The sequence below is a fragment of the Halomonas sp. MCCC 1A11062 genome, from assembly GCF_021404355.1.
GTDB classification, from domain to species: domain Bacteria; phylum Pseudomonadota; class Gammaproteobacteria; order Pseudomonadales; family Halomonadaceae; genus Halomonas; species Halomonas aerodenitrificans.
The window spans coordinates 40328-59211 of record NZ_JABFTW010000004.1; the positions used below are offsets into that span (position 1 = coordinate 40328).

Consider the following 18884-nt stretch of genomic DNA (forward strand, 5'->3'; position numbering starts at 1 on the left):
CGGCGGATGCATCCCTTACGTCAGGTAGCCCGCTGGAGTCTCACTCTGCTGGCCGTGCTGCTGGCCTTGGTCGCGGTGCTGTTGGTAGCGCTGCGGCTGGCGCTTTCCCAGGTCGACCAACTGGCGCCACGCGTCGAGCGGCTGCTCGAGGCGCGCACGGGAGCGACGGTACAGCTGCGCGAGTTCGACGCTGCCCTGGCCCGGCTCGATCCCATGGTGACGGGCGGCGGTCTCACCATGAGCACACAGCCGGGGGAGGCCGGCCTGCCGCTGCTTGAGGTCGATCAGGCGCAGCTACGTCTTAACACGGCCGCCAGCCTGCGTACCGGCGTACCCGTGGTAGAGGATGCACGCCTCAGCGGACTTACCCTTCATCTCTATCAGGACGAGCAGGGCGGCTGGCACTGGCCGGATCCGGCCAGGATCCCCCCTGAGCTCCTCGAAGGCGAGTTCGACCTCGAGCGGCTCGATTTCTGGGTCGGGCTGTTGTTGCGCCAGCGCGCCTGGGTGGAAGACGTGCGGCTGGTGTTGCACGGTCGCGAGCGACGGGTCGACATGTTCGCGCCGCGCTTGCTGCTCACCGGCGACGAGCGACGTGCCCATCTCGAGGGCGAAGTGCATCTCGAGGGGCAGGAAGAGGCCACCCTGCAGGCCGTGCTCGAAGTATTTCCCGGACCCACCGGGTTCCGCGATTTCAGTGCCGCCCTCCAGGCCGACATGAAGCTCGACACGTTGATCGATCTGGTCGAGGTGTTCACCCTCGACGATCCCCTGCGCCTGGAGGATGCCAGCGGCGACGTCACCCTCTGGGGGCGTTGGCATCGTGGCGCGCTGGCCGATGCGAGGCTGGATATCGATGTGCCGCGTTTGGTGCTGCGGCGTGACGACGAACCGATCGTTCTGGAACCGCTCAAGGCCCGCGGCCAGTGGCTGCGCAACGACGAGGGCTGGGAGGCGTGGCTGCAGGGTGACGCTTCAGCCGCCGACTGGGCGGAGCCGCGTGAGCTCGAAGACGAGCAACAGCCGGCGCTGCCGCACTTCTGGCACATACGCCACGATGGTGACGGCTGGTGGCTGACCACCAGTCAGTTCGAGCTGGCGTCGCTTGCCGCCTGGCAGGAGCGCGTTCTGTTGCCCGAGGGGCTGGTGCGCACCATCGACGCCCTGGAGCCTCGCGGGCTGATCTCAGGACTGGGCGTGGGCCGGCGTAACGGGCAGTGGCTGGCGCAGGCAGCGCTGCATCAGGTTGAGGTGGAGCCCTGGGACGATGTGCCGGGCGGTGGGCCTCTCGACGCCTGGGTGGAAGCGCGGGACCTCTCGGGGCGAATCGAGTTCGTCGGTGTCGGCGACCCCACGTTCAAGGTGCCAGAGCTCTATCCGGCGCCGATGGAGCTCTCCCATGCCAGTGGCGAGGTGCGCTGGACCTACGAAGGGCCACGCACTTTTGTCAGCGGTCGCGATCTCAAGGCCGGCTGGCAGGGAGCCGAAGTGGAGGGCGGCTTCGGCCTGGCAATCGGCGGTGGCGTGCATGGTGGCCTTGGGCTCGACCTGCGCTTCCGCAATGCGGATGCCCTGGAGCGTCCGCTGATGGACTGGCTGCCCGCCGATGTGCTGGGCGAAGAACTCGATGCCTGGCTCGCTGCCGGGGTGGCCGGCCGTGTACCGTCCGGTGAGCTCAAGCTGCATCTGCCGCTCCGGCGTGGCGGCAGCGGTGTCGAACCGCGCTTGCAGCTGGATCTCGAGATAGAGGAGGGCCGGCTGCCCTTCGACCCTCGCTGGCCTGTTATCGAGGGCCTCGAAGGACGGCTCACCGCGGGTATCGGCACTCTCGATGCCGAGGTCTATCACGCTGAGAGCCTGGGAGTCCTGGGCCACAATGGGCGGGTCACCATAGAGGACGACGTGCTGCATGTGATCGGCGACCTCACCTCCGATGCCGACGGCGTGCGCCGCTACCTGCGCGCCATTCCCGTCGATGGCATCGAGCAGGTCGACGATTGGCGCGGGGAGGGGAGCGCCAGCGGTAGGATCGAGCTCAGCACCAGGCTGGGCGAAGAGGAGGGCTTTCAACTCGATCTCGAAACCGACGTCGACATGCAGCGGCTGGTCTACCTGCCGCTGGAAGTGCCCCTCAGCGATGTGAAGGGGCCGCTTGCCTGGCGTCAGCGCGACGACGAGGGTGGGCTCGAGGGTCGCCTGGAAGGGCGCCTGTTCGGCGGGCCGATCAATGCCGATATCGATACGCTGGCAGGCTACGTCGCACTAGACGGTGGCGTCGAGGTGGACCGGATACTGCAGCGTTTCGATGTCACTGCCCTGGCTGATGGGGTGTCGGGGCGCCTGCCTTGGCGGGCAAGGTTTACGCTTGGCGAAACGCGCAATACCTTCCGCTTCGACAGCAACCTGCAGGGTGTCGCCATCGACCTGCCGGCGCCGCTGGGCAAGGCGGCCGGCGAGAGTCGTACGCTGTGGATCGAAGCCGATCTCGATCAACAGCGAGTTGAGGCCGAAATGGGTGGCGATGCCCGCCTGCGCTGGCGCGGCCTGCCGTGGTCGGATCTGGGCCAGGGGCAGTTCTGGCTTGGGCGACTGCCCGACGCACCCAGTTGGCCCGATCAGGAGGGCTGGTCGGGCACGATATACCAATCCCGTCTCGACCTGGTGGAGTGGGGTACGGCGCTGGCACCGCTGCTCGATGGGGGAGCGCCAGGGGGCGGTGAAGGCCCCGGGCCGCTGCGCCGCCTGCGGGTGGAGACCGCCTGTCTTGTCGGTCCGGAGGATTGCCTGGGCGTGATGACGGCCGATGCACGTCCGCATACCGGGGGCGGTTGGCGTGTCGCCCTGCGGGGGGATCTGCTCGAGGGCTCTCTCGATTATCGCCCCGCTCTTGCCGAACCGCTGGATATCGCGCTCGACCGCTTGACGCTGGACGGCCTGCTGCCCGCCGAGACGCAAGAGGCCGGCAATCTTCTCGCGGAGCTGGACGTGCCGCCGGATCCGACGCCTTTGCCTGGCTGGGTCGGCGAGGTGCCCAACGGCCGCCTGCGACTGGCGGAGATTCTCTATCAAGGACGGGTGATCGGCCCGCTCACGGCTCATTGGGAGGGCTCGCCGCAGCGGCTCAGAGTGGCGCCACTGGGGCTCACCTTGGGGCAGATCACGGCGCGGGGAGAAGTGGTCTGGGAGTCCGCCGGTCCGGGCGACAGCCTGACCCGCTCACGACTCGATCTCGATGGGCGCGACCTGGGTACGGCGCTGGAGCGGCTCGGTCAGCCGGTTTCGATTCGCAGCAACGAGACACGCGTACGCAGTCAACTGGCCTGGCCGGGGCCGCCTTGGCAGTTCGCCCTGGCTCGCTCGCGTGGCAGCGTCGAGGCGGAGCTGCGTAATGGACGCTTCGTCAACCTGGAGTCTCCCACGGCGCGAGTGGTGGGCCTGCTCAACGTCGACAACCTGGTACGACGGCTGCGCATGGACTTTTCCGACGTGACTGGCCAGGGCACGGCCTTCGATCACGTTATCGGGGCTGCTACCCTGTATGGAGGCGTACTGGAGACGACCGGCCCAATCAGGATCGACGGCCCGGCCACTTCCTTCACGCTGGAGGGTACCGTCGACCTCTCGCGTCGGGAACTGGACCAGCGCCTGGGCGTCACAGTACCCGTCAGCAGCAGTTTGCCGCTTGCGGCGGTGATCGCCGGCGCGCCGGTGGTGGGTGGTGCGCTCTTCATCGCCGACCGACTCTTCGGCAGCGCCATCGACCGAGTCACCCGAATTCACTATCGCGTGCGTGGTCCCTGGACCTCGCCCGACATCACCTTGGAAACCGCAGAATGACGACATCCTCATCCGCTCTGCTCGATACCGCCGCGGAGATCCTGTTGCACCCCGGCGGACTGGACGTCGAGGCGCTCGACGCAGGCCTTGGCCATGTGCTGACGCCGGGCGTCGACTATGCCGACCTCTACTTTCAGCGCAGCTGGCACGAAAGCTGGGTGCTCGAGGATGGTGAAGTCAAGGAAGCGAGCTACAACATCGACGGCGGCGTGGGCGTGCGCGCCATGGCCGGCGAGAAGACCGGCTTCGCCTATTCCAACCAGATTACCGCCGATGCCTTGGCGGAAACTGGCCGCACGGCGTCCGGCATCGTGCGCAGCGGTGCCAGCCTGTCGCTCGCGCCGCGCATCGCGACCGGCGCAGAGCTGCGCTATGCCACGGTCGATCCGCTGGCGGGCCTCTCCGCCGAGGACAAGATCGCGCTGCTCAAGCAGGCCGACCGTGTGGCGCGCGCCGCCGACCCTGCCATTACCCAGGTCAGCGCTTCCTTGACCGGCGTTCACGAGGTCGTGCTGGTACGTGCCAGCGACGGCACCCTGGCGGCGGACGTGCGCCCGCTGGTGCGCTTCAACGTCAGCGTCATCGCCGTCAAGAACGGCCGACGCGAGCGCGGCAGCGCCGGTGGCGGTGGGCGCTACGCCATGTCCCGTCTGCGTGACGATAGCGCCGCCGAACGCTTTGCCAAGGAGGCGGTACGCCAGGCCTTGGTGAATCTGGAGGCGGTGGACGCCCCCGCCGGACAGATGCCGGTGGTGCTCGCACCCGGCTGGCCCGGCATCCTGTTGCACGAAGCGGTAGGCCATGGCCTCGAGGGTGACTTCAACCGCAAGGGCAGCTCGGCGTTCGCCGGGCGCTTGGGTCAGCGTGTGGCAGCCCCCGGGGTCACGGTGGTGGACGATGCCACCCTGGCCGACCGCCGCGGTTCCATGAGCGTGGACGACGAAGGCACGCCGGGTCAGTACACCCCGCTGATCGAAGACGGCATCCTCACCGGCTACATGCAGGACAAGCTCAACGCCCGACTGATGGGCATGCAGCCCACCGGCAACGCCCGTCGCGAGTCGTTCGCGCACATGCCGATGCCGCGTATGACCAACACCTACATGCTGGCCGGTCAGGACGACCCGGCGGAGATCATCGCCAGCGTCCGCCGCGGTATCTACGCGGTCAGCTTCGGCGGTGGCCAGGTGGACATCACCTCGGGCAAGTTCGTGTTCTCGGCGAGCGAGGCCTACCTGATCGAGGACGGCAAAATCACCGCGCCGGTCAAGGGGGCGACCCTGATCGGCAACGGGCCGGAGGCGATGGGGCGGGTATCGATGATCGGACACGATCTGGAACTCGACACCGGCATCGGGGTATGCGGCAAGGAGGGGCAGGGCGTGCCGGTGGGCGTGGGTCAGCCCACCTTGAAGCTTGATGAGCTCACCGTCGGCGGCACCGCTTCATGAAAGAACGTGCCTGCCGCCTGACCAGTCCCGAGCGGCGAGTGGTTTAAAGCCCCGCTGTCTCGCGGATGAGTCGGAACAGCTTGCGCGCATTGGCCGGGGGCTTGCCCCGCTCACGCTCGCTCTTGGCGTTGCGGATCAGTTGGCGCAGGGCCTGACGGTCGACGTCGGGATGCTCCTCGATGAAAGCCTCGACGGCATCGTCGCCCTCCTCGATGAGGCGGTCGCGCCACTTCTCGAGGCGATGGAAGGCCAGGTCGCGATGACGTTGCTCCTGTTCGATCTGGTCGAACACCGCCTGGATCGCCTCGAGGTCTTCGCGCCGCATCAGCTTGCCGACGTACTGCATGTGGCGCCGGCGTCCTTCGTGAGAGCGGATGCGGGAGGTTTCCTCGACGGCGGCAAGCATGTCCTCGGACAGCGGGAAGCGGGCGCGCTCGGTCGGCGTCATGGCGATGATCTGTTCGCCCAAGGCCTGCAGCGCATGCATTTCGCGCTTGAGCTGGGACTTGCTGGGCCGTTCGTCGGAGCTTTCGCCGGAGAGAGTGGGAATGTCCTGGGTCATGCCGTATCCAAGTGATGAGAGGGCCGGCCTCGGGCTGGCCATCGGGTGATGAATAGGGTCGAATGACCGCAGTATATCAGCCCGTCGCGCCGCGGCGGGAACAGACACGAACGGATACCGGCGCTGCCGGTGGATGAGGGAGATGAACATGAGCAAGGCTTTCGATGCCGCCGCCCAGCAGGCGCTGCTGGAGTCGCGTGCCGAGCAGGCGCTGGCGCTGGCGCGACACCTGGGAGCCGATGCCTGCGAGGTGGGGGCCAGCGTCGACCAGGGTATCGGCATCAGCGTGCGCGAAGGCGAGGTGGAATCCGTCGAACTTTCCCGCGACCAGGGTATCGCCGTTACCGTCTACCTGCGTGGCCACAAGGGCAGCGCTTCCTCCACCGATGCCGGCGAGGCGTCGATCCGCGAGGTCGTGGAGAAGGCCATGGCCATTGCCCTCTACACCGGTGAGGACCCCGCGGCAGGGCTGGCCGACGCCGAGCTGATGGCTACCGAGCTGCCCGACCTGGACGTGCACCACCCCTGGCCGCTCACCACCGAACAGGCTATCGAGCTGGCGCTGGCCTGCGAAGCAGCGGGTTGCGCCGAGGCGGGCATACGCCAATCGGAGGGCGCCTCGCTCTCCAGTGGCGAAGGAGTAAGGGTCTACGCCAACAGTCATGGTTTTCTCGGCAGCCAGCGCGGTAGCCGTCACTCGCTCTCCTGCATGTTGATCGCCGAGGACGCGAACGGCATGCAGCGCGACTACGACTACACCAGTGCGCGCAATCCGCATGAGCTGCGGGACGCCGGGGCAGTGGGCAGGAAGGCGGCCGAGCGCACCCTGCAGCGACTGGGGGCGCGTCGACCCGCCACCGGGCGCCTGCCGGTGATGTTCGATGCCACCGTCGCCAGCGGTCTCGTCGGTCATTTGATGAGCTCCATCGCCGGCGGTTCGCTCTATCGTCAGGCGTCGTTTTTGTGCGATCGGTTGGGAGACAGGCTGTTTCCCGACTGGTTCACGCTGGGCGAGCGGCCCATGGAGCGCGGTGCCATGGCCAGTTCCCCGTTCGACAACGACGGCGTGCAGACCCGCGACAACGTTTTCATCGAAGAGGGGCGTCTGGCCAGCTACATGCTGTCGGCCTACAGCGCACGGCGCCTGGGCCTGCAGACCACGGGCAATGCGGGAGGCGCCCGCAATCTGCGAATCGCGGCACCGTTGGCGTCGCGTGAGGAGCTGCTCGCCCGCATGGGACGTGGGGTGCTGGTGACCGAGCTGATGGGGCAGGGGGTGAACGGCGTGACCGGTGATTACTCCCGCGGCGCGGCCGGCTTCTGGGTCGAGAACGGCGAGATCCAATACCCGGTCGAGGAGTTCACCATCGCCGGCAATCTCGAGGCGATGTTCAAGGGCTTGCAGGCCGTGGGCAGCGACATCGACACCCGCGGCAGCATTCACACCGGTAGCTGGCTGATCGACGAGATGACCGTTGCCGGAGGCTGAGCCGCCTATAGGCCATTCCTAAAGATCCTCATCGAAGCGGGCCTCGAATAGAGCCTCGATGGCTTCGAGTACCGCTTCCGCATCCGTTCCCTCGGCGCTGATATCGAGTTCAGTGCCGCAGGGAGCGCCAAGCATCAGCAGGGCCATGATGTTGGTGGCGTCGGCCTGCTGGGCTCCCCGGCAGACGAACACGCGTGCATCGAAGGGCTGGCAGCACTGAACCAGCTTGGTGGCAGCACGTGCATGGAGGCCGCGTTTGTTGGTCAGGGTCAGCTTGCGGCTGGGCACGCTCAGGTTTCCTTGCGTTCGGATGGCGCTGCGGTCGTCTCCTGCGTGGCAGTGACCGGTATATGAATGCCGAGTTCGCGGTGGCGCAGACGCACGTCGGGCTGCTGCTGGGCGAGGTGTCGGGCGAGACGTTCGGCCAGATACACCGAGCGATGCTGGCCGCCGGTGCAGCCGATGGCCACCGTGAGGTAGCTACGATGGCTGTCGCGATAGGCCGGCAGCCAGCGTTCTACCCAGGCGACGATGTCCTCGTGCATCTGGTGAACCAGCGGATACTGTTCGAGGAACTCCACGATACTCGCTTCGCGACCGGTCGCCGCACGCAAGCGCGGGTCCCAGTACGGATTGGGCAGACAGCGGGCGTCGAACACGATGTCAGCGTCGAGCGGTACGCCACCCTTGAAACCGAACGACTCCACCGTGAGGGTCAGCTGGTCGGCACGATGGCTGGCCACCTGCTCGGTGATGCGCCCGCGCAGATCGTGCACCGAAAGCCGCGACGTATCGATGATCAGGTCGGCGAGGTTGCGAATCTCGCTCAGTGTCGTGTCTTCCGTTTCGATGGCTTCGCTCAGGGTCATGTCCCTGTCGCGGGTCAGCGGGTGCCGGCGCCGGGTGGCGGAGTAGCGCTCGATCAGGATCCGCGCATCGGTGGTTAGGTAGACGATCTGACAGTCGACCTGCTTGGCGCGCAGCTCCTCCAGCAGCCTGGGGAACCGTTCCAGCGCGTGAGGAAGATTGCGTGCATCGATGCTCACGGCGATGCACTGCTGTACCGTGGGTGAGCCGCGCAGTTCGTCGACCAGCGAGCCGAGCAGCATCGCCGGAAGGTTGTCGATGGCGTAGTAGCCGATGTCTTCGAGCGCCTGCAGTGCGATCGACTTGCCGGAGCCTGAGCGGCCGCTGATGATCACAAGCTGCATTACGTTTCTCCTGATCAGGGGCTGGCCGAGCGGCAAGGGGTAGCGGTCAGGCCGAAGACTGTCGTCGGATGGCGTCGATCAGACGCTCGTGAAGTTCGCGCTGGCTTTCGCACTTGCGCAGCCGTGAACGGGTCTCGGCATCGTTCATCACGCCGGCTACCTGGCTCAGCAGCGACAGATGCGTATCGTCGGCCTCCTCGGGTACCAGCAGCACGAAGACCAAGTCGACCGGTTCGCCGTCGATGGCGTCGAAATCGATGGGCTCGGCCAGCTTGAGGAAGGCGGCGACTGGGCTGTGGCAGTGCGGGCTTCGCGCATGCGGAATGGCGACGCCGTTGCCGATGCCGGTGCTGCCCAGTCGCTCACGGCCGATCAATCGGCCGAAGACCTCCTGGCTATCGAGGCTCGGGGTGTTCTGCGCAATGAAGGTGCTGAAAAACTCCAGCACCCTCTTCTTGCTGCCCCCGGGAACGTCGAACAGCGCGCGTTCAGGGGGCAGTATGGTTTCCAGTGTCATGGCAACTCAGCGAATGCCGGCGCCCTGGGCGCGGGCCTGGGCCTTTTCCTTGTGCTTGACCAATTGGCGGTCGAGCTTGTCGGTCAGCGCATCGATGGCGGCGTACATGTCCGGGTCGGAGGCTTCGGCATGCAGGTCGGCACCGGCGGCATGCAGCGTGCAGGCGGCCTGTTGGCGCTCCTTCTCGATGGACAGGGTGACCTGGACGTTGGTGATGTTGTCGTAGTGCCGTTGGACGCGGCTAAGCTTCTCGCTCACGTAGTCACGCAGGGAATCGGTCAGTTCAACATGATGGCCGGTGATGTTGACTTGCATGACAAGCTCCTTCGTCCTTCGAGTGGTGGTTTGATTGTAACCCTTTTTGCCTCCTTGCAAACCCCTCCGAACGACGCTCTTGTCCGCTGTCAACGCTGCGTTTCGACTTCAACGAAAGCGCTTGCGTTCGCTCGAGGAGGGTATCCCCAGCGCTTCACGATACTTGGCCACGGTGCGGCGCGCCACCTGAATGCCGTCGTCGGCCAGCAGCTCCACCAGGCGGCTGTCCGAGAGCGGCTTGCGCGGTGGCTCGTCGGCGATCAGCTTGCGAATGCGGGCGCGAATCGCGGTGCTGGAGTGAGCGTCCCCCTCGCCGTTGCCGCCGACATGGCTGGAGAAGAAATACTTCAGTTCGAATACGCCGCGCGGCGTGTGGATGAACTTCTGCGTCGTCACCCGCGATATGGTCGACTCGTGCATCTCCACGGCCTGGGCGATGTCGGCCAGCACCAGGGGCTTCATCGCCTCCTCGCCCTGCTCCAGGAAGTCGATCTGGCGGGCCATGATCTCGCGCCCCACCCGCAGCAGGGTGTCGTTACGGCTGGCCAGGCTCTTCATCAGCCAGCGAGCTTCCTGAAGGTGGTCCTTGAGAAACTGGTTGTCCTGGCTCTTGTCGGCGCGCCGCACCAGGGCGACGTAGTCGGGCTGGATGCGCAGCCGTGGCAGCGCTTCGGCATTGAGCTCTACGCGCCAGCCGGACTCGTCGTGATAGGCGACCAGGTCGGGGGTGATGTAGTTGCTGCCGACCTCGGCATAGTCGCTGCCGGGGCGGGGGTTCAGGGAGCGTACCAGGGCAATGGCGTCGTCGAGGGCCTCGTCGTCCAGGCTCAGGCGGCGCTTGAGCAGGCGGCGGTCGTCGGCGGCCAAGGCCTCGAGAAACTGGCGCACCAGGCGGCGTGCCTGGGGCAGCAGGGGAGTGTCGTCAGGCAGGGTGGCGAGCTGCAGCATCAGGCATTCGCGTAGATCCCGGGCGAAGACACCGGTGGGTTCGAACTGCTGCAGGCGCAGCAGCACCTGCTCGACCTCGCGGGTGGGCAACCCCTCGAGGCCCTGGCGCCGCAGGCCGTCGCGGATCTCTTCCAGCGGCTGGGTCAGGTAGCCGGTGCCGTCCACGGCATCGATCAGGCTCTCGGCAATCTGGCGCTGACGCTCGTTCACATCGATCATCGCCAACTGCCACATCAGGTGGCCGGCCAGCGTCTGCCCAGAGGCCTGGCGTTCGAAGTCGGGGCCTTCACCGGTGGCGCCGGCGGCGCCGCTGCCATGATCGGGATAGGTATCCGTCCAGTCGCTGTCGGTGGAGAGCTCACCGGGAATTTCGCTGGCCCAGTCGTCGCTCTGGGGTTCGCTGACGGCCTGTTCGCCGAAGCCGTCGTCGAGCTCCAGCATGGGATTGGACTCGAGAGCTTGCTGGATCTCCTGGCGCAAGTCCAGGGTGGAGAGCTGCAGCAGCGCGATGGCCTGCTGTAGCTGTGGTGTCATGGTCAGCTGAGTGCCGACTCGCAGTTGCAATGATGCTTTCATGGCCATGAGAATAATGGGCTCATTTGCCGGAAAGACTCTACCCTAGACTGGCCGAGGATCACTTGCAAGAGCTCGAGGCTGCAATAAGCATGCCATCGGCAATATTCATGCCTGTTAGAAGCTTTTAATTTAAGATCAGATTCTTGCTTGTCGGCGAAGAATGCGTTATGGGCGCGAGAGCGCTATAGCCGGAAGTCCTCGCCGAGATAGACTTCGCGCACGCGCCGGTTGGCCAGGATGGCTTCGGCGTCACCTTCCGCGATGATCTGGCCGTCGCCGACGATATAGGCCGAATCGCAGATGTCCAGCGTCTCGCGAACGTTGTGATCGGTGATCAGCACGCCGATGTCGCGGGCCTTCAGCTGGCGGATGATGCCCTTGATCTCGCCCACCGAGATCGGGTCGACCCCGGCAAAGGGCTCGTCCAGCAGAATGAAGGCCGGCTCGGTGGCCAGCGCCCGAGCGATTTCCACTCGCCGCCGCTCACCCCCGGACAGGCTCATGCCCAGGTTGTCGCGGATGTGCGTGACGTGAAAGTCCTCCAGCAGCTGCTCCAGGCGCTGCTGACGCCCCTGACGATCCAGGTCCTTGCGTGTTTCCAGGATTGCCATGATGTTGTCGGCCACCGAGAGCTTGCGGAAGATCGAAGCTTCCTGAGGCAGGTAGCCGATGCCCGCCTTGGCGCGCTCGTGCATGGCACTCTTCGAAAGATCTAGATCGTCGATGCAGACGTTGCCGGCATCGGCCTTGACCAGCCCCACGATCATGTAGAACGAGGTGGTCTTGCCGGCTCCGTTGGGGCCGAGCAGCCCCACCACGCAGCCCTGTTCGATGGAGAGACTGATGTCGTGCACCACGCGCCGGCGCTTGTAGCTTTTCGCCAGGTGACGGGCGTGCAGGGTCTTCATCGCCATCTCAGCGCTCCGGCTGCAGGGTCATGCGAATGCGTTGGCGTCCTTCGACGCCTTCGCTCTCGGCGCGGGCCTGAACCACGCGACGGTCGAGGAAGTACTCGAGATAGCCGCCATCGAAGGTGTCCCCACCCTGGTGCAGCTCGGCGCGGTCGATCAGTTCGACGCGGCGTTCGGCCGCGTGATAGATGACGGTACGTCCCCAGCCGCGGACCACGGGCTGATCGGGGTCGGGCTGCTGTTCGAGGTAGGCGCGCTCGCCGCGGGCCGTGGCGCGTGACAACTCTCCGGCCGCGTTGCGCCGGAGCTCGACGCGGTCGCCGGTGATACGCATGGTGCCCTGGCGAATGTCCACGTCGCCGGTGTAGACCGCCGTGCCGGCGACATCGTCGAGATCGAGCCGGTCGGCCTCGATATGGATGGGCTGGTCGGCGTCGCGCTGCTGGGCCATGCTCGCGGCAGGGCTCCATGCCAGGCCGATCAATGCCAGGGTGAGCAGCATGCGTGGCGTTGGAAGCTTGCGTCGCTTCATGGCGTGAGTTCCTCCAGGGTGACGGGGTCGGCCTGTCCCGGCTGAGCGCCTTCCGGGGGATGATAGCCGCGCACATTGTCGGTCAATCGTGCCCGGTTGTCATGGATCCAGACGTCGAAGCGTTCGCCGCGCATGTGCTGCGGCGGTTGCTGCAGCAGCGCCGGCGTATCGCTCCAGGCGTGTCCGACATTGGCGTCGTAGTGCAGCACCTCGGTATCGAGTTGCCAGCGCTCCTCGGGGGCGAAGAGCCGTGCGTCGCCGGTCAAGGTCAGCGGGTTGCCGCCCGGGCCGAGCCGCCCCTCCTGGCTGTTCGCCACCCACTGTCGTCCTTCGCGGTCGATCAGGTGCGCCAGCGGCGTGACGGCACGTGTCACGTCGTCGTGGGGGGTGTGTACCAGGCGCGGGCTCTCCAGCCGCTGATGAGCGCGGCCTTCGAAATCGAAGCGTGTCAGGCGGGCCTGCTCCAGGAAGTAGTCGGGCTCGCCGGCTTCGTCGGTGGGTACCGGGCCGGGGGGTGGGGGCCGCCATGGGTCCAGCCAGGTGATCAGGCCGCCCAGAGCCAGCAGCAGCAGAAACAGCCAGATACGGAACGAGGGGCGCGGCAGACGACGCAGCATCGGCGGGGCGACCTCAGCGCTTGCCGTGCAGGTAGGTGTCGATCAGGGCGTCGCGATGTCCCTGCGCCTCGAGCAGCAGGTCGCAGATCTCGCGCACTGCGCCATGGCCGCCGCTGCGCTCGGTCACGTGATCGGCTAGGGCGCGGATGTAGGGCGGGGCGCCGGGCACGGTAATGCCGACACCTGCGCGCTGGATGGGCGCCAGGTCGGGCAGGTCATCGCCGCAGAAGGCGACCTGCTCGAGCTCGATGCCTTTGCGATTGCAGAGTTCGCGGAGAGTGGTGAGCTTGTCTTCGCAGCCCTGAAAGACATGATCGACGCCCAGTGCGGCGGCGCGATGGCTGACCATGGGTGACTCCCTGCCAGTGATGAAGGCGACCTGTAGCCCGGCGCGGCGCAGCAGCTTGATGCCCAGGCCGTCCTGAGTGTGGAACGCCTTGATCTCCACGCCGTCGGCCTGGAAATAAAGCCGACCGTCGGTGAGCACGCCATCCACGTCCAGGGCGAGCAGGCGGATCTTGCGCAAGCGGTCGAGCAGACGCGGGTCGAGGGTCGAGGTGGCGAGCGCCATGGGCTCTCCTTGTCAGAGTGAATTCAGATCACGCCGCTTCGCAGCAGGTCGTGCATGTGCAGGGCACCGATCGGGTGACCATCGTCATCGACCACGGCCAGCGCCGTGATCAGGTTGTCTTCCATCATGCGCACCGCTTCGGCCGCCAGTAGGTCGGCGCTGATGCGCTTGCCGGGACGGGTCATGACGTCGTCCACCGTCAGCCGGCTGAGATCCTGGTGCTGATCGAGGGTGCGGCGCAGATCGCCGTCGGTATAGACACCGATCAGACGATTCTGCTCGTCGACGACGCAGGTGAAGCCGAGTCCCTGGCGGGTGATCTCGAGCAGGGCGTCGCGCAGCGGGCTGCCCAGCGGCACGCGGGGCAGCCGGTCGCCCTGATGCATCAGATCGCCAACCCGCAGCAGCAGGCGCTTGCCCAGGCTGCCGCCGGGGTGGGAGAGGGCGAAGTCCTCGGCGGTGAAACCGCGTGCCTCGAGCAGCGCCACCGCCAGCGCATCGCCCAGTGCCAGGGCGGCGGTGGTGGAGGCGGTCGGTGCCAGGTCGAGCGGGCATGCCTCGCGTTCGACCCCGGCGTGGAGGTGGGCATCGGCGTGGCGGGCCAGGGTCGAGTCGGGGCGTCCCGTCATGCTCACCAGCGGTGTGCCGATGCGCTTGAGCAGTGGTAGCAGGGCGGTGACTTCCGCCGTCTCACCGGAATTCGACAGGGCCAGCACCACGTCGCCCGGGGTGATCATGCCCAGGTCGCCATGGCTGGCTTCGCCGGGGTGTACGAAGAAGGCGGGGGTTCCAGTGCTGGCCAGGGTGGCGGCAATCTTGCCGGCAATGTGACCGGATTTGCCCATGCCGGTTACCACGACGCGGCCCTGGCAGGCGAGCATCAGCTCGCAGGCGCGGTCGAAGTGGCTGTCGAGCCGTCCGGCCAGCGCGGCAATGGCCTGCTCCTCGATCTGCAGGGTGCGACGGGCGCTAGCCCGCATGGGCGAGTCCCCTTCCGCTGGGACGTTCTCGATTGTCGGCGTTGAGGTGTCGTTGGTCATGCGCTGATTGTTGTCCTTTGCGGGGAATCGCTCAAGTGGCACCGCTGGTTGCCGCGGCCAGCCAGGTCAGATAGACCAGATAGATGCCCAGGAAGAGCATGCCGGGTAGCCGCCCGAGCCGGCCGTGGCGGAACCACAGCAGGAGCATGCCCATGCCGAGGGTCAGCAGCAGCATGATCGGAAAGTCTCGGTTGGCGGCGGCGGGGTCGATCGGGCCAGGCGCCAACAGGCCGGGAATCGGCAGCACGGCCAACAGGTTGAACAGGTTGGAGCCGATCACGTTGCCGATGGCCAGGTCGTGATGTCGCTTGATGGCACTGGCAATGCAGGCCGCGAGTTCAGGCAGGCTGGTGCCTATTGCCACCACGGTGAGGCCGATGATCAGTTCGCTGATACCCAGGCCGCGGGCCAGCTCGCTAGCACCCCACACCAGGGTGCGCGAGCCGAGTGCCAGCAGGATGAGAGTGAAAGCCAGCCACAGCAAGGCGCGCCTGAGGGTCATTTCGGGGATGCCGTCGTCAGCCGGAGCGTCGGGGGTATCGGCACGCAGCAGCCACCACAGGCTGAAGATCAGCAGCAGGCCCAGGAACAGCGCGTCGAAGCGCCCCAGGATACCGTTGGCCAGGGCATAGCCGGCCAGGCCGGTAGCACCCAGTAGCAGGGGCAATTCACGCCGGACCATGGAAAAGCGTATCGGGATCGGGCGAATCAGGGCGGTCATGCCCAGTACCAGACCGATATTGGCAATGTTGGAGCCCAGGGCGTTGCCCGTGGCCAGATCGGGCAGGCCATCCAGGGCGGCAAAGATCGCCACCACCATCTCGGGGGCCGAGGTGCCCAACGCCACCACGGTCATGCCGATCAGCATGGCGCTCAGCCCGGTACGGCTTGCCGTGGCGGCAGCGGCATTGACGAAGCGGTCGGCGCTCCATACGAGCACGGCAAGGCCCAGGGCGATCGCGATGGCAGGCAGCAGCATGATGAAGGGTCGCAGCTAGGATACGAGGTGGCACATTAGACGTCTTCGGTGGCTCGGGTGCAAGCGACAGGACGTGCAGGCTGGCGCCGGGCGGCATGATTAGGATACGATGTTCGATAATTCTTTCTTGGATCTTGCAGCATGATCGAATCCCCCCTCGTGGAGGTGAAGGGCCTGCACTTTTCCCGCGGTGAAAAGACCATCTTCAGCGGCGTCGAACTGCAGATTCCTCGCGGCAGGATCACCGCCATCATGGGGCCCAGCGGCACCGGCAAGACCACGCTGCTCAAGCTGATCGGCGGCCAGCTCACGCCCGATGTCGGTCGCGTCCTGATCGACGGACAGGACGTGCATGGGCTGTCGCGCAAGGCGCTGTTCACCCTGCGCCGTCGCATGGGCATGCTGTTTCAGAGCGGTGCGCTGTTCTCCGATCTCAGCGTTTTCGAGAACGTGGCGTTTCCGCTGCGCGTGCACACCGAGCTGCCCGAAGCGATGATCCGCGACCTGGTGCTGATGAAGCTGCAGGCCGTCGGGCTGCGTGGGGCGCGTGAGCTGATGCCCTCCGAGCTGTCGGGCGGCATGGCCCGCCGTGTCGCCCTGGCCCGCGCCATTGCGCTGGACCCCGACCTGGTGCTTTACGACGAGCCCTTCGTCGGGCAGGACCCGATCTCCAAGGGCGTGCTGGTGCAGCTGATCAAGACCCTCAACGACGCGCTGGGGCTGACCTCCGTGGTGGTGTCCCACGACATTCCCGAGGCACTTTCCATCGCCGACTATGTCTATGTCATCGCCGACGGTCAGGTGATGGCGCAGGGTACTCCCGCCAGCCTGGATGTGGACGAGGACCGGCGGGTCAGTCAGTTCGTGCACGGCGAGCCGGACGGCCCCGTGCCCTTCCACTATCCGGCCCCCGAGTACTTCCGCGATATCCTCGACCTGGAGGGGCGGCCGTGATCGCACACATCTTGAATCTGGGGCGTCGCGGCTGCGACGTGCTCGAGGCGCTGGGTCGCTCAGGGCTGTTCCTGGCCCAGTCGGCGGTCGGCGTCCCTTCCCGCGAGGGTTGGTATCTCTGGTTGCGGCAGATGCACTTCGTCGGCGTGCTGTCGATCGCCATCGTGCTGGTTTCCGGTCTGTTCATCGGCATGGTGCTGGCGCTGCAGGGCTATACCATCCTGGTCGACTTCGGAGCCGAGCAGGCACTGGGCCAGATGGTGGCGCTGTCGCTGCTGCGCGAGCTGTCACCGGTGGTGGCGGCCCTGCTATTCGCCGGTCGTGCCGGCTCGGCGCTGACCGCCGAGATCGGCCTGATGAAAGCCACCGAGCAGCTCACCAGCATGGAGATGATCGGCGTCGATCCGCTGCGCCGGGTGGTGGCGCCCCGGCTGTGGGCCGGCTTCGTGGCCCTGCCGCTGCTGACCATCGGTTTCAGCGTGATCGGCATCTACGGCGGCTATCTGGTCGGGGTCGAGTGGCTGGGCGTGTTCGAGGGCTCCTACTGGGGCGGCATGCAGTCCAGCGTCGCCTTCATCGGCGATGTCGGCAACGGCATGATCAAAAGCATGGTGTTCGCCCTGGTGGTGACCTGGATCGCGGTGTTCCAAGGCTACGACCTGGTGCCGACCGCAGAAGGCATATCCCGCGCCACCACGCGCACGGTGGTCTACTCGTCCCTGGCCGTATTGGGCCTCGATTTCGTTCTTACGGCGGTGATGTTCGGAGGATTTTCCTGATGGTTGAGCGGCGTCTATCGCGCGATGGAGAGGCAGGATGAAGCGCAGCAAGACAATGGAGCTGGGGGTTGGCCTGTTCATGCTGGCCGGTATCCTGGGGTTGCTGTTCCTGGGGCTGAGGGTCAGCGGGCTGACCTTCAACATGCCGGGCGACACCTTCCGGCTGGAGGCCAACTTTGCCAACATCGGCAGCCTTAAGCCACGTGCACGAGTCACCATGTCGGGGGTGACGGTAGGGCGGGTCACTGCCATCGAACTCGACCGCGACTGGTACGATGCCCGGGTCATTCTCGAGCTCGACGCCGAGCTGGAAGGGAGGCTGGCGCGGGATACCACGGCAGCCATCCTGACGGCGGGCCTGCTGGGCGAGCAGTACATCGGACTCACCGTCGGCGGTGACCCGGAGATGCTCGTCGATGGCGACACCATCCGCGATACGCAATCGGCTCTGGTACTGGAGGAACTGATTCAGCAGTTCGTGTCCAATATGGTCAGCGATTGATTTTATTTGATGAGGTCCAGCCATGACTCAGATGACATCCCCTTTCACTCTTTTTCACCGCGTATTGCTGGGCCTGTGCCTGATGCTCACCAGCCTGGCCGCAGCGGCGGCACCCGAGCGCAGCCCCGAGCAGGTCATCCGCTACAGCGTCGACGACCTGATGGGGCAGATCGAGGGGCGTCGGGACTACTACGCCAACAACATGGACGAGCTGAAGGCGCTGGTGGACGAGAATCTCGATGACATCGCCGATTTTCGCTACATCGGTGCCAGCGTGATGGGTCGCTATTTCCAGAATGCCACCCCTCAGCAGCGTTCGCGCTTCGCCAACGTATTTCGTCAGACCCTGATCGATACCTATACCAAGGGCCTGGTGACCTTCGACTATCGTGAGCTGCGCGTGCTCGACAGCCAGCGTCCGCCGCGCCACGAGGATCAGGCGTCGGTCTCCATGGAAGTGGTGGCGATGGATGGCACCGTCTATCCGGTCAGCTACACGCTGCGCCTGACCGACGGCCAGTGGAAGGTGGTCAACGTCATCGTCAACGGCATCAATCTGGGCCTGACCTTCCGCAATCAGTTCGATCAGGCCATGCGTGATCACGGCCGAGATTACGATGCGGTGATCGCTTCCTGGTCGCCGGAAATCGCCACCGAGGAGCTGGAGCAGGGTGGTGATGCATGAGCCGTCTGCTCGAGCGCGGCGGTATTGAGCTCGAGGCTGGCCCGGAAGGGCTGGCCGTCAGCGGCGACGTCGATTTCGACATTGCCGCACCGCTGGCCGAGGCCGGTAGCGCCTGGATCGCTGGGCAGCCCGCAGGAACCCGCATCGTGCTCGATCTGAGCGGCGTCGAGCGGGTGAGCAGCGCGGCCGTGAGCGTGCTGCTCGAGTGGACGCGCCAATCTCGCCGTGCCGGCGTCAAGATTCGCGAGGTTCGGCTTTCCGCTCCGCTGGCCCGGCTCACCCGGGTGGCGGGGCTCGACGAGCTCCTGCCGCTGGCCCCCTAAAGCTGGGCTCGGCCTGCAGGGTCTGTACCCGGCATCGCCAAGCGCGATGCTTTTCTTTACCATGTAGGGATTCTTGTTCCTGGCC

Annotated in this window: 20 protein-coding genes; 8 read left to right on the plus strand and 12 right to left on the minus strand. The window is 66.0% G+C overall.

The features are described from left to right. Positions 1 to 6 precede the first annotated feature (6 nt). Both HOP58_RS05595 and tldD read left to right on the plus strand, forming a co-directional pair. Positions 7 to 3837, plus strand: a complete 3831-nt coding sequence (locus HOP58_RS05595) for an AsmA-like C-terminal region-containing protein (protein WP_234259782.1) — start codon at positions 7 to 9, stop codon at positions 3835 to 3837. Beyond that, positions 3834 to 5288, plus strand: a complete 1455-nt coding sequence (gene tldD / locus HOP58_RS05600; protein WP_010629189.1) for a metalloprotease TldD — start codon at positions 3834 to 3836, stop codon at positions 5286 to 5288. Before HOP58_RS05595 ends, tldD begins: the two co-directional genes overlap by 4 nt. 43 nt (positions 5289 to 5331) lie before the next feature. Here tldD and yjgA read toward each other — a convergent pair whose 3' ends face one another. Further along, the gene (gene yjgA / locus HOP58_RS05605; RefSeq protein ID WP_234259783.1) at positions 5332 to 5850 is read right to left on the minus strand and encodes a ribosome biogenesis factor YjgA; all 519 of its coding nucleotides are present in this window, start codon (positions 5848 to 5850) and stop codon (positions 5332 to 5334) included. Between the two features lie 148 nt (positions 5851 to 5998). Here yjgA and pmbA point away from each other — a divergent pair, with 148 nt between their 5' ends. After that, a complete protein-coding gene (pmbA, locus tag HOP58_RS05610; protein WP_234259784.1) occupies positions 5999 to 7339 on the plus strand; it encodes a metalloprotease PmbA in 1341 nt (446 codons plus the stop codon). A gap of 18 nt (positions 7340 to 7357) precedes the next feature. Here the strand turns inward: pmbA and HOP58_RS05615 are convergent, their stop codons facing one another. From HOP58_RS05615 to HOP58_RS05665, 11 genes are all read right to left on the minus strand, one after another. After that, complete coding sequence (locus HOP58_RS05615; RefSeq protein WP_010629186.1) at positions 7358 to 7627, minus strand: HPr family phosphocarrier protein; 270 nt, start codon at positions 7625 to 7627, stop codon at positions 7358 to 7360. 2 nt (positions 7628 to 7629) lie between these two features. After that, complete coding sequence (rapZ, locus tag HOP58_RS05620) at positions 7630 to 8550, minus strand: RNase adapter RapZ (protein ID WP_234259785.1); 921 nt, start codon at positions 8548 to 8550, stop codon at positions 7630 to 7632. A gap of 46 nt (positions 8551 to 8596) precedes the next feature. After that, positions 8597 to 9067, minus strand: coding sequence for a PTS IIA-like nitrogen regulatory protein PtsN (gene ptsN, locus HOP58_RS05625; RefSeq protein ID WP_010629184.1), 471 nt, complete (start codon positions 9065 to 9067; stop codon positions 8597 to 8599). Positions 9068 to 9073: 6 nt separating this feature from the next. Continuing rightward, positions 9074 to 9382: a ribosome-associated translation inhibitor RaiA gene (gene raiA / locus HOP58_RS05630; protein WP_234259786.1), complete on the minus strand. Its 309-nt coding sequence runs from the start codon at positions 9380 to 9382 to the stop codon at positions 9074 to 9076. A 108-nt stretch (positions 9383 to 9490) separates the two neighbouring features. Next, complete coding sequence (locus HOP58_RS05635) at positions 9491 to 10912, minus strand: RNA polymerase factor sigma-54 (RefSeq protein ID WP_234259787.1); 1422 nt, start codon at positions 10910 to 10912, stop codon at positions 9491 to 9493. Between the two features lie 176 nt (positions 10913 to 11088). Continuing rightward, complete coding sequence (gene lptB, locus HOP58_RS05640) at positions 11089 to 11814, minus strand: LPS export ABC transporter ATP-binding protein (RefSeq protein WP_010629181.1); 726 nt, start codon at positions 11812 to 11814, stop codon at positions 11089 to 11091. Positions 11815 to 11821: 7 nt separating this feature from the next. Continuing rightward, on the minus strand, positions 11822 to 12268 hold the full coding sequence (lptA, locus tag HOP58_RS05645; protein ID WP_234253202.1) for a lipopolysaccharide transport periplasmic protein LptA: 447 nt from the start codon (positions 12266 to 12268) through the stop codon (positions 11822 to 11824). A gap of 77 nt (positions 12269 to 12345) precedes the next feature. Continuing rightward, positions 12346 to 12966 (minus strand): LPS export ABC transporter periplasmic protein LptC, encoded by a 621-nt coding sequence (lptC, locus tag HOP58_RS05650; protein ID WP_234253126.1) that lies wholly within the window; start codon positions 12964 to 12966, stop codon positions 12346 to 12348. Positions 12967 to 12979: 13 nt separating this feature from the next. After that, positions 12980 to 13537, minus strand: coding sequence for an HAD hydrolase family protein (locus tag HOP58_RS05655; protein WP_234259788.1), 558 nt, complete (start codon positions 13535 to 13537; stop codon positions 12980 to 12982). Between the two features lie 23 nt (positions 13538 to 13560). After that, positions 13561 to 14517, minus strand: a complete 957-nt coding sequence (locus HOP58_RS05660; protein ID WP_234259901.1) for a KpsF/GutQ family sugar-phosphate isomerase — start codon at positions 14515 to 14517, stop codon at positions 13561 to 13563. 91 nt (positions 14518 to 14608) lie between these two features. Further along, the gene (locus HOP58_RS05665; RefSeq protein WP_234259789.1) at positions 14609 to 15556 is read right to left on the minus strand and encodes a calcium/sodium antiporter; all 948 of its coding nucleotides are present in this window, start codon (positions 15554 to 15556) and stop codon (positions 14609 to 14611) included. 141 nt (positions 15557 to 15697) lie between these two features. Between HOP58_RS05665 and HOP58_RS05670 the strand changes: the two genes are divergently transcribed. The 5 genes from HOP58_RS05670 (at position 15698) to HOP58_RS05690 (ending at position 18799) form a co-directional block, all read left to right on the plus strand. Beyond that, complete coding sequence (locus HOP58_RS05670) at positions 15698 to 16510, plus strand: ATP-binding cassette domain-containing protein (protein WP_010629175.1); 813 nt, start codon at positions 15698 to 15700, stop codon at positions 16508 to 16510. Then, entirely contained in the window at positions 16507 to 17289 is a 783-nt protein-coding gene (mlaE, locus tag HOP58_RS05675; RefSeq protein ID WP_010629174.1) for a lipid asymmetry maintenance ABC transporter permease subunit MlaE, read from the plus strand. The genes HOP58_RS05670 and mlaE overlap by 4 nt, the downstream gene beginning before the upstream one ends. A gap of 37 nt (positions 17290 to 17326) precedes the next feature. Then, on the plus strand, positions 17327 to 17791 hold the full coding sequence (mlaD, locus tag HOP58_RS05680; protein ID WP_010629173.1) for an outer membrane lipid asymmetry maintenance protein MlaD: 465 nt from the start codon (positions 17327 to 17329) through the stop codon (positions 17789 to 17791). An 82-nt stretch (positions 17792 to 17873) separates the two neighbouring features. Further along, the gene (locus tag HOP58_RS05685) at positions 17874 to 18476 is read left to right on the plus strand and encodes an ABC transporter substrate-binding protein (RefSeq protein WP_234259902.1); all 603 of its coding nucleotides are present in this window, start codon (positions 17874 to 17876) and stop codon (positions 18474 to 18476) included. Then, on the plus strand, positions 18473 to 18799 hold the full coding sequence (locus HOP58_RS05690) for an STAS domain-containing protein (RefSeq protein ID WP_010629171.1): 327 nt from the start codon (positions 18473 to 18475) through the stop codon (positions 18797 to 18799). Before HOP58_RS05685 ends, HOP58_RS05690 begins: the two co-directional genes overlap by 4 nt. The last annotated feature ends 85 nt before the right edge of the window (positions 18800 to 18884 follow it).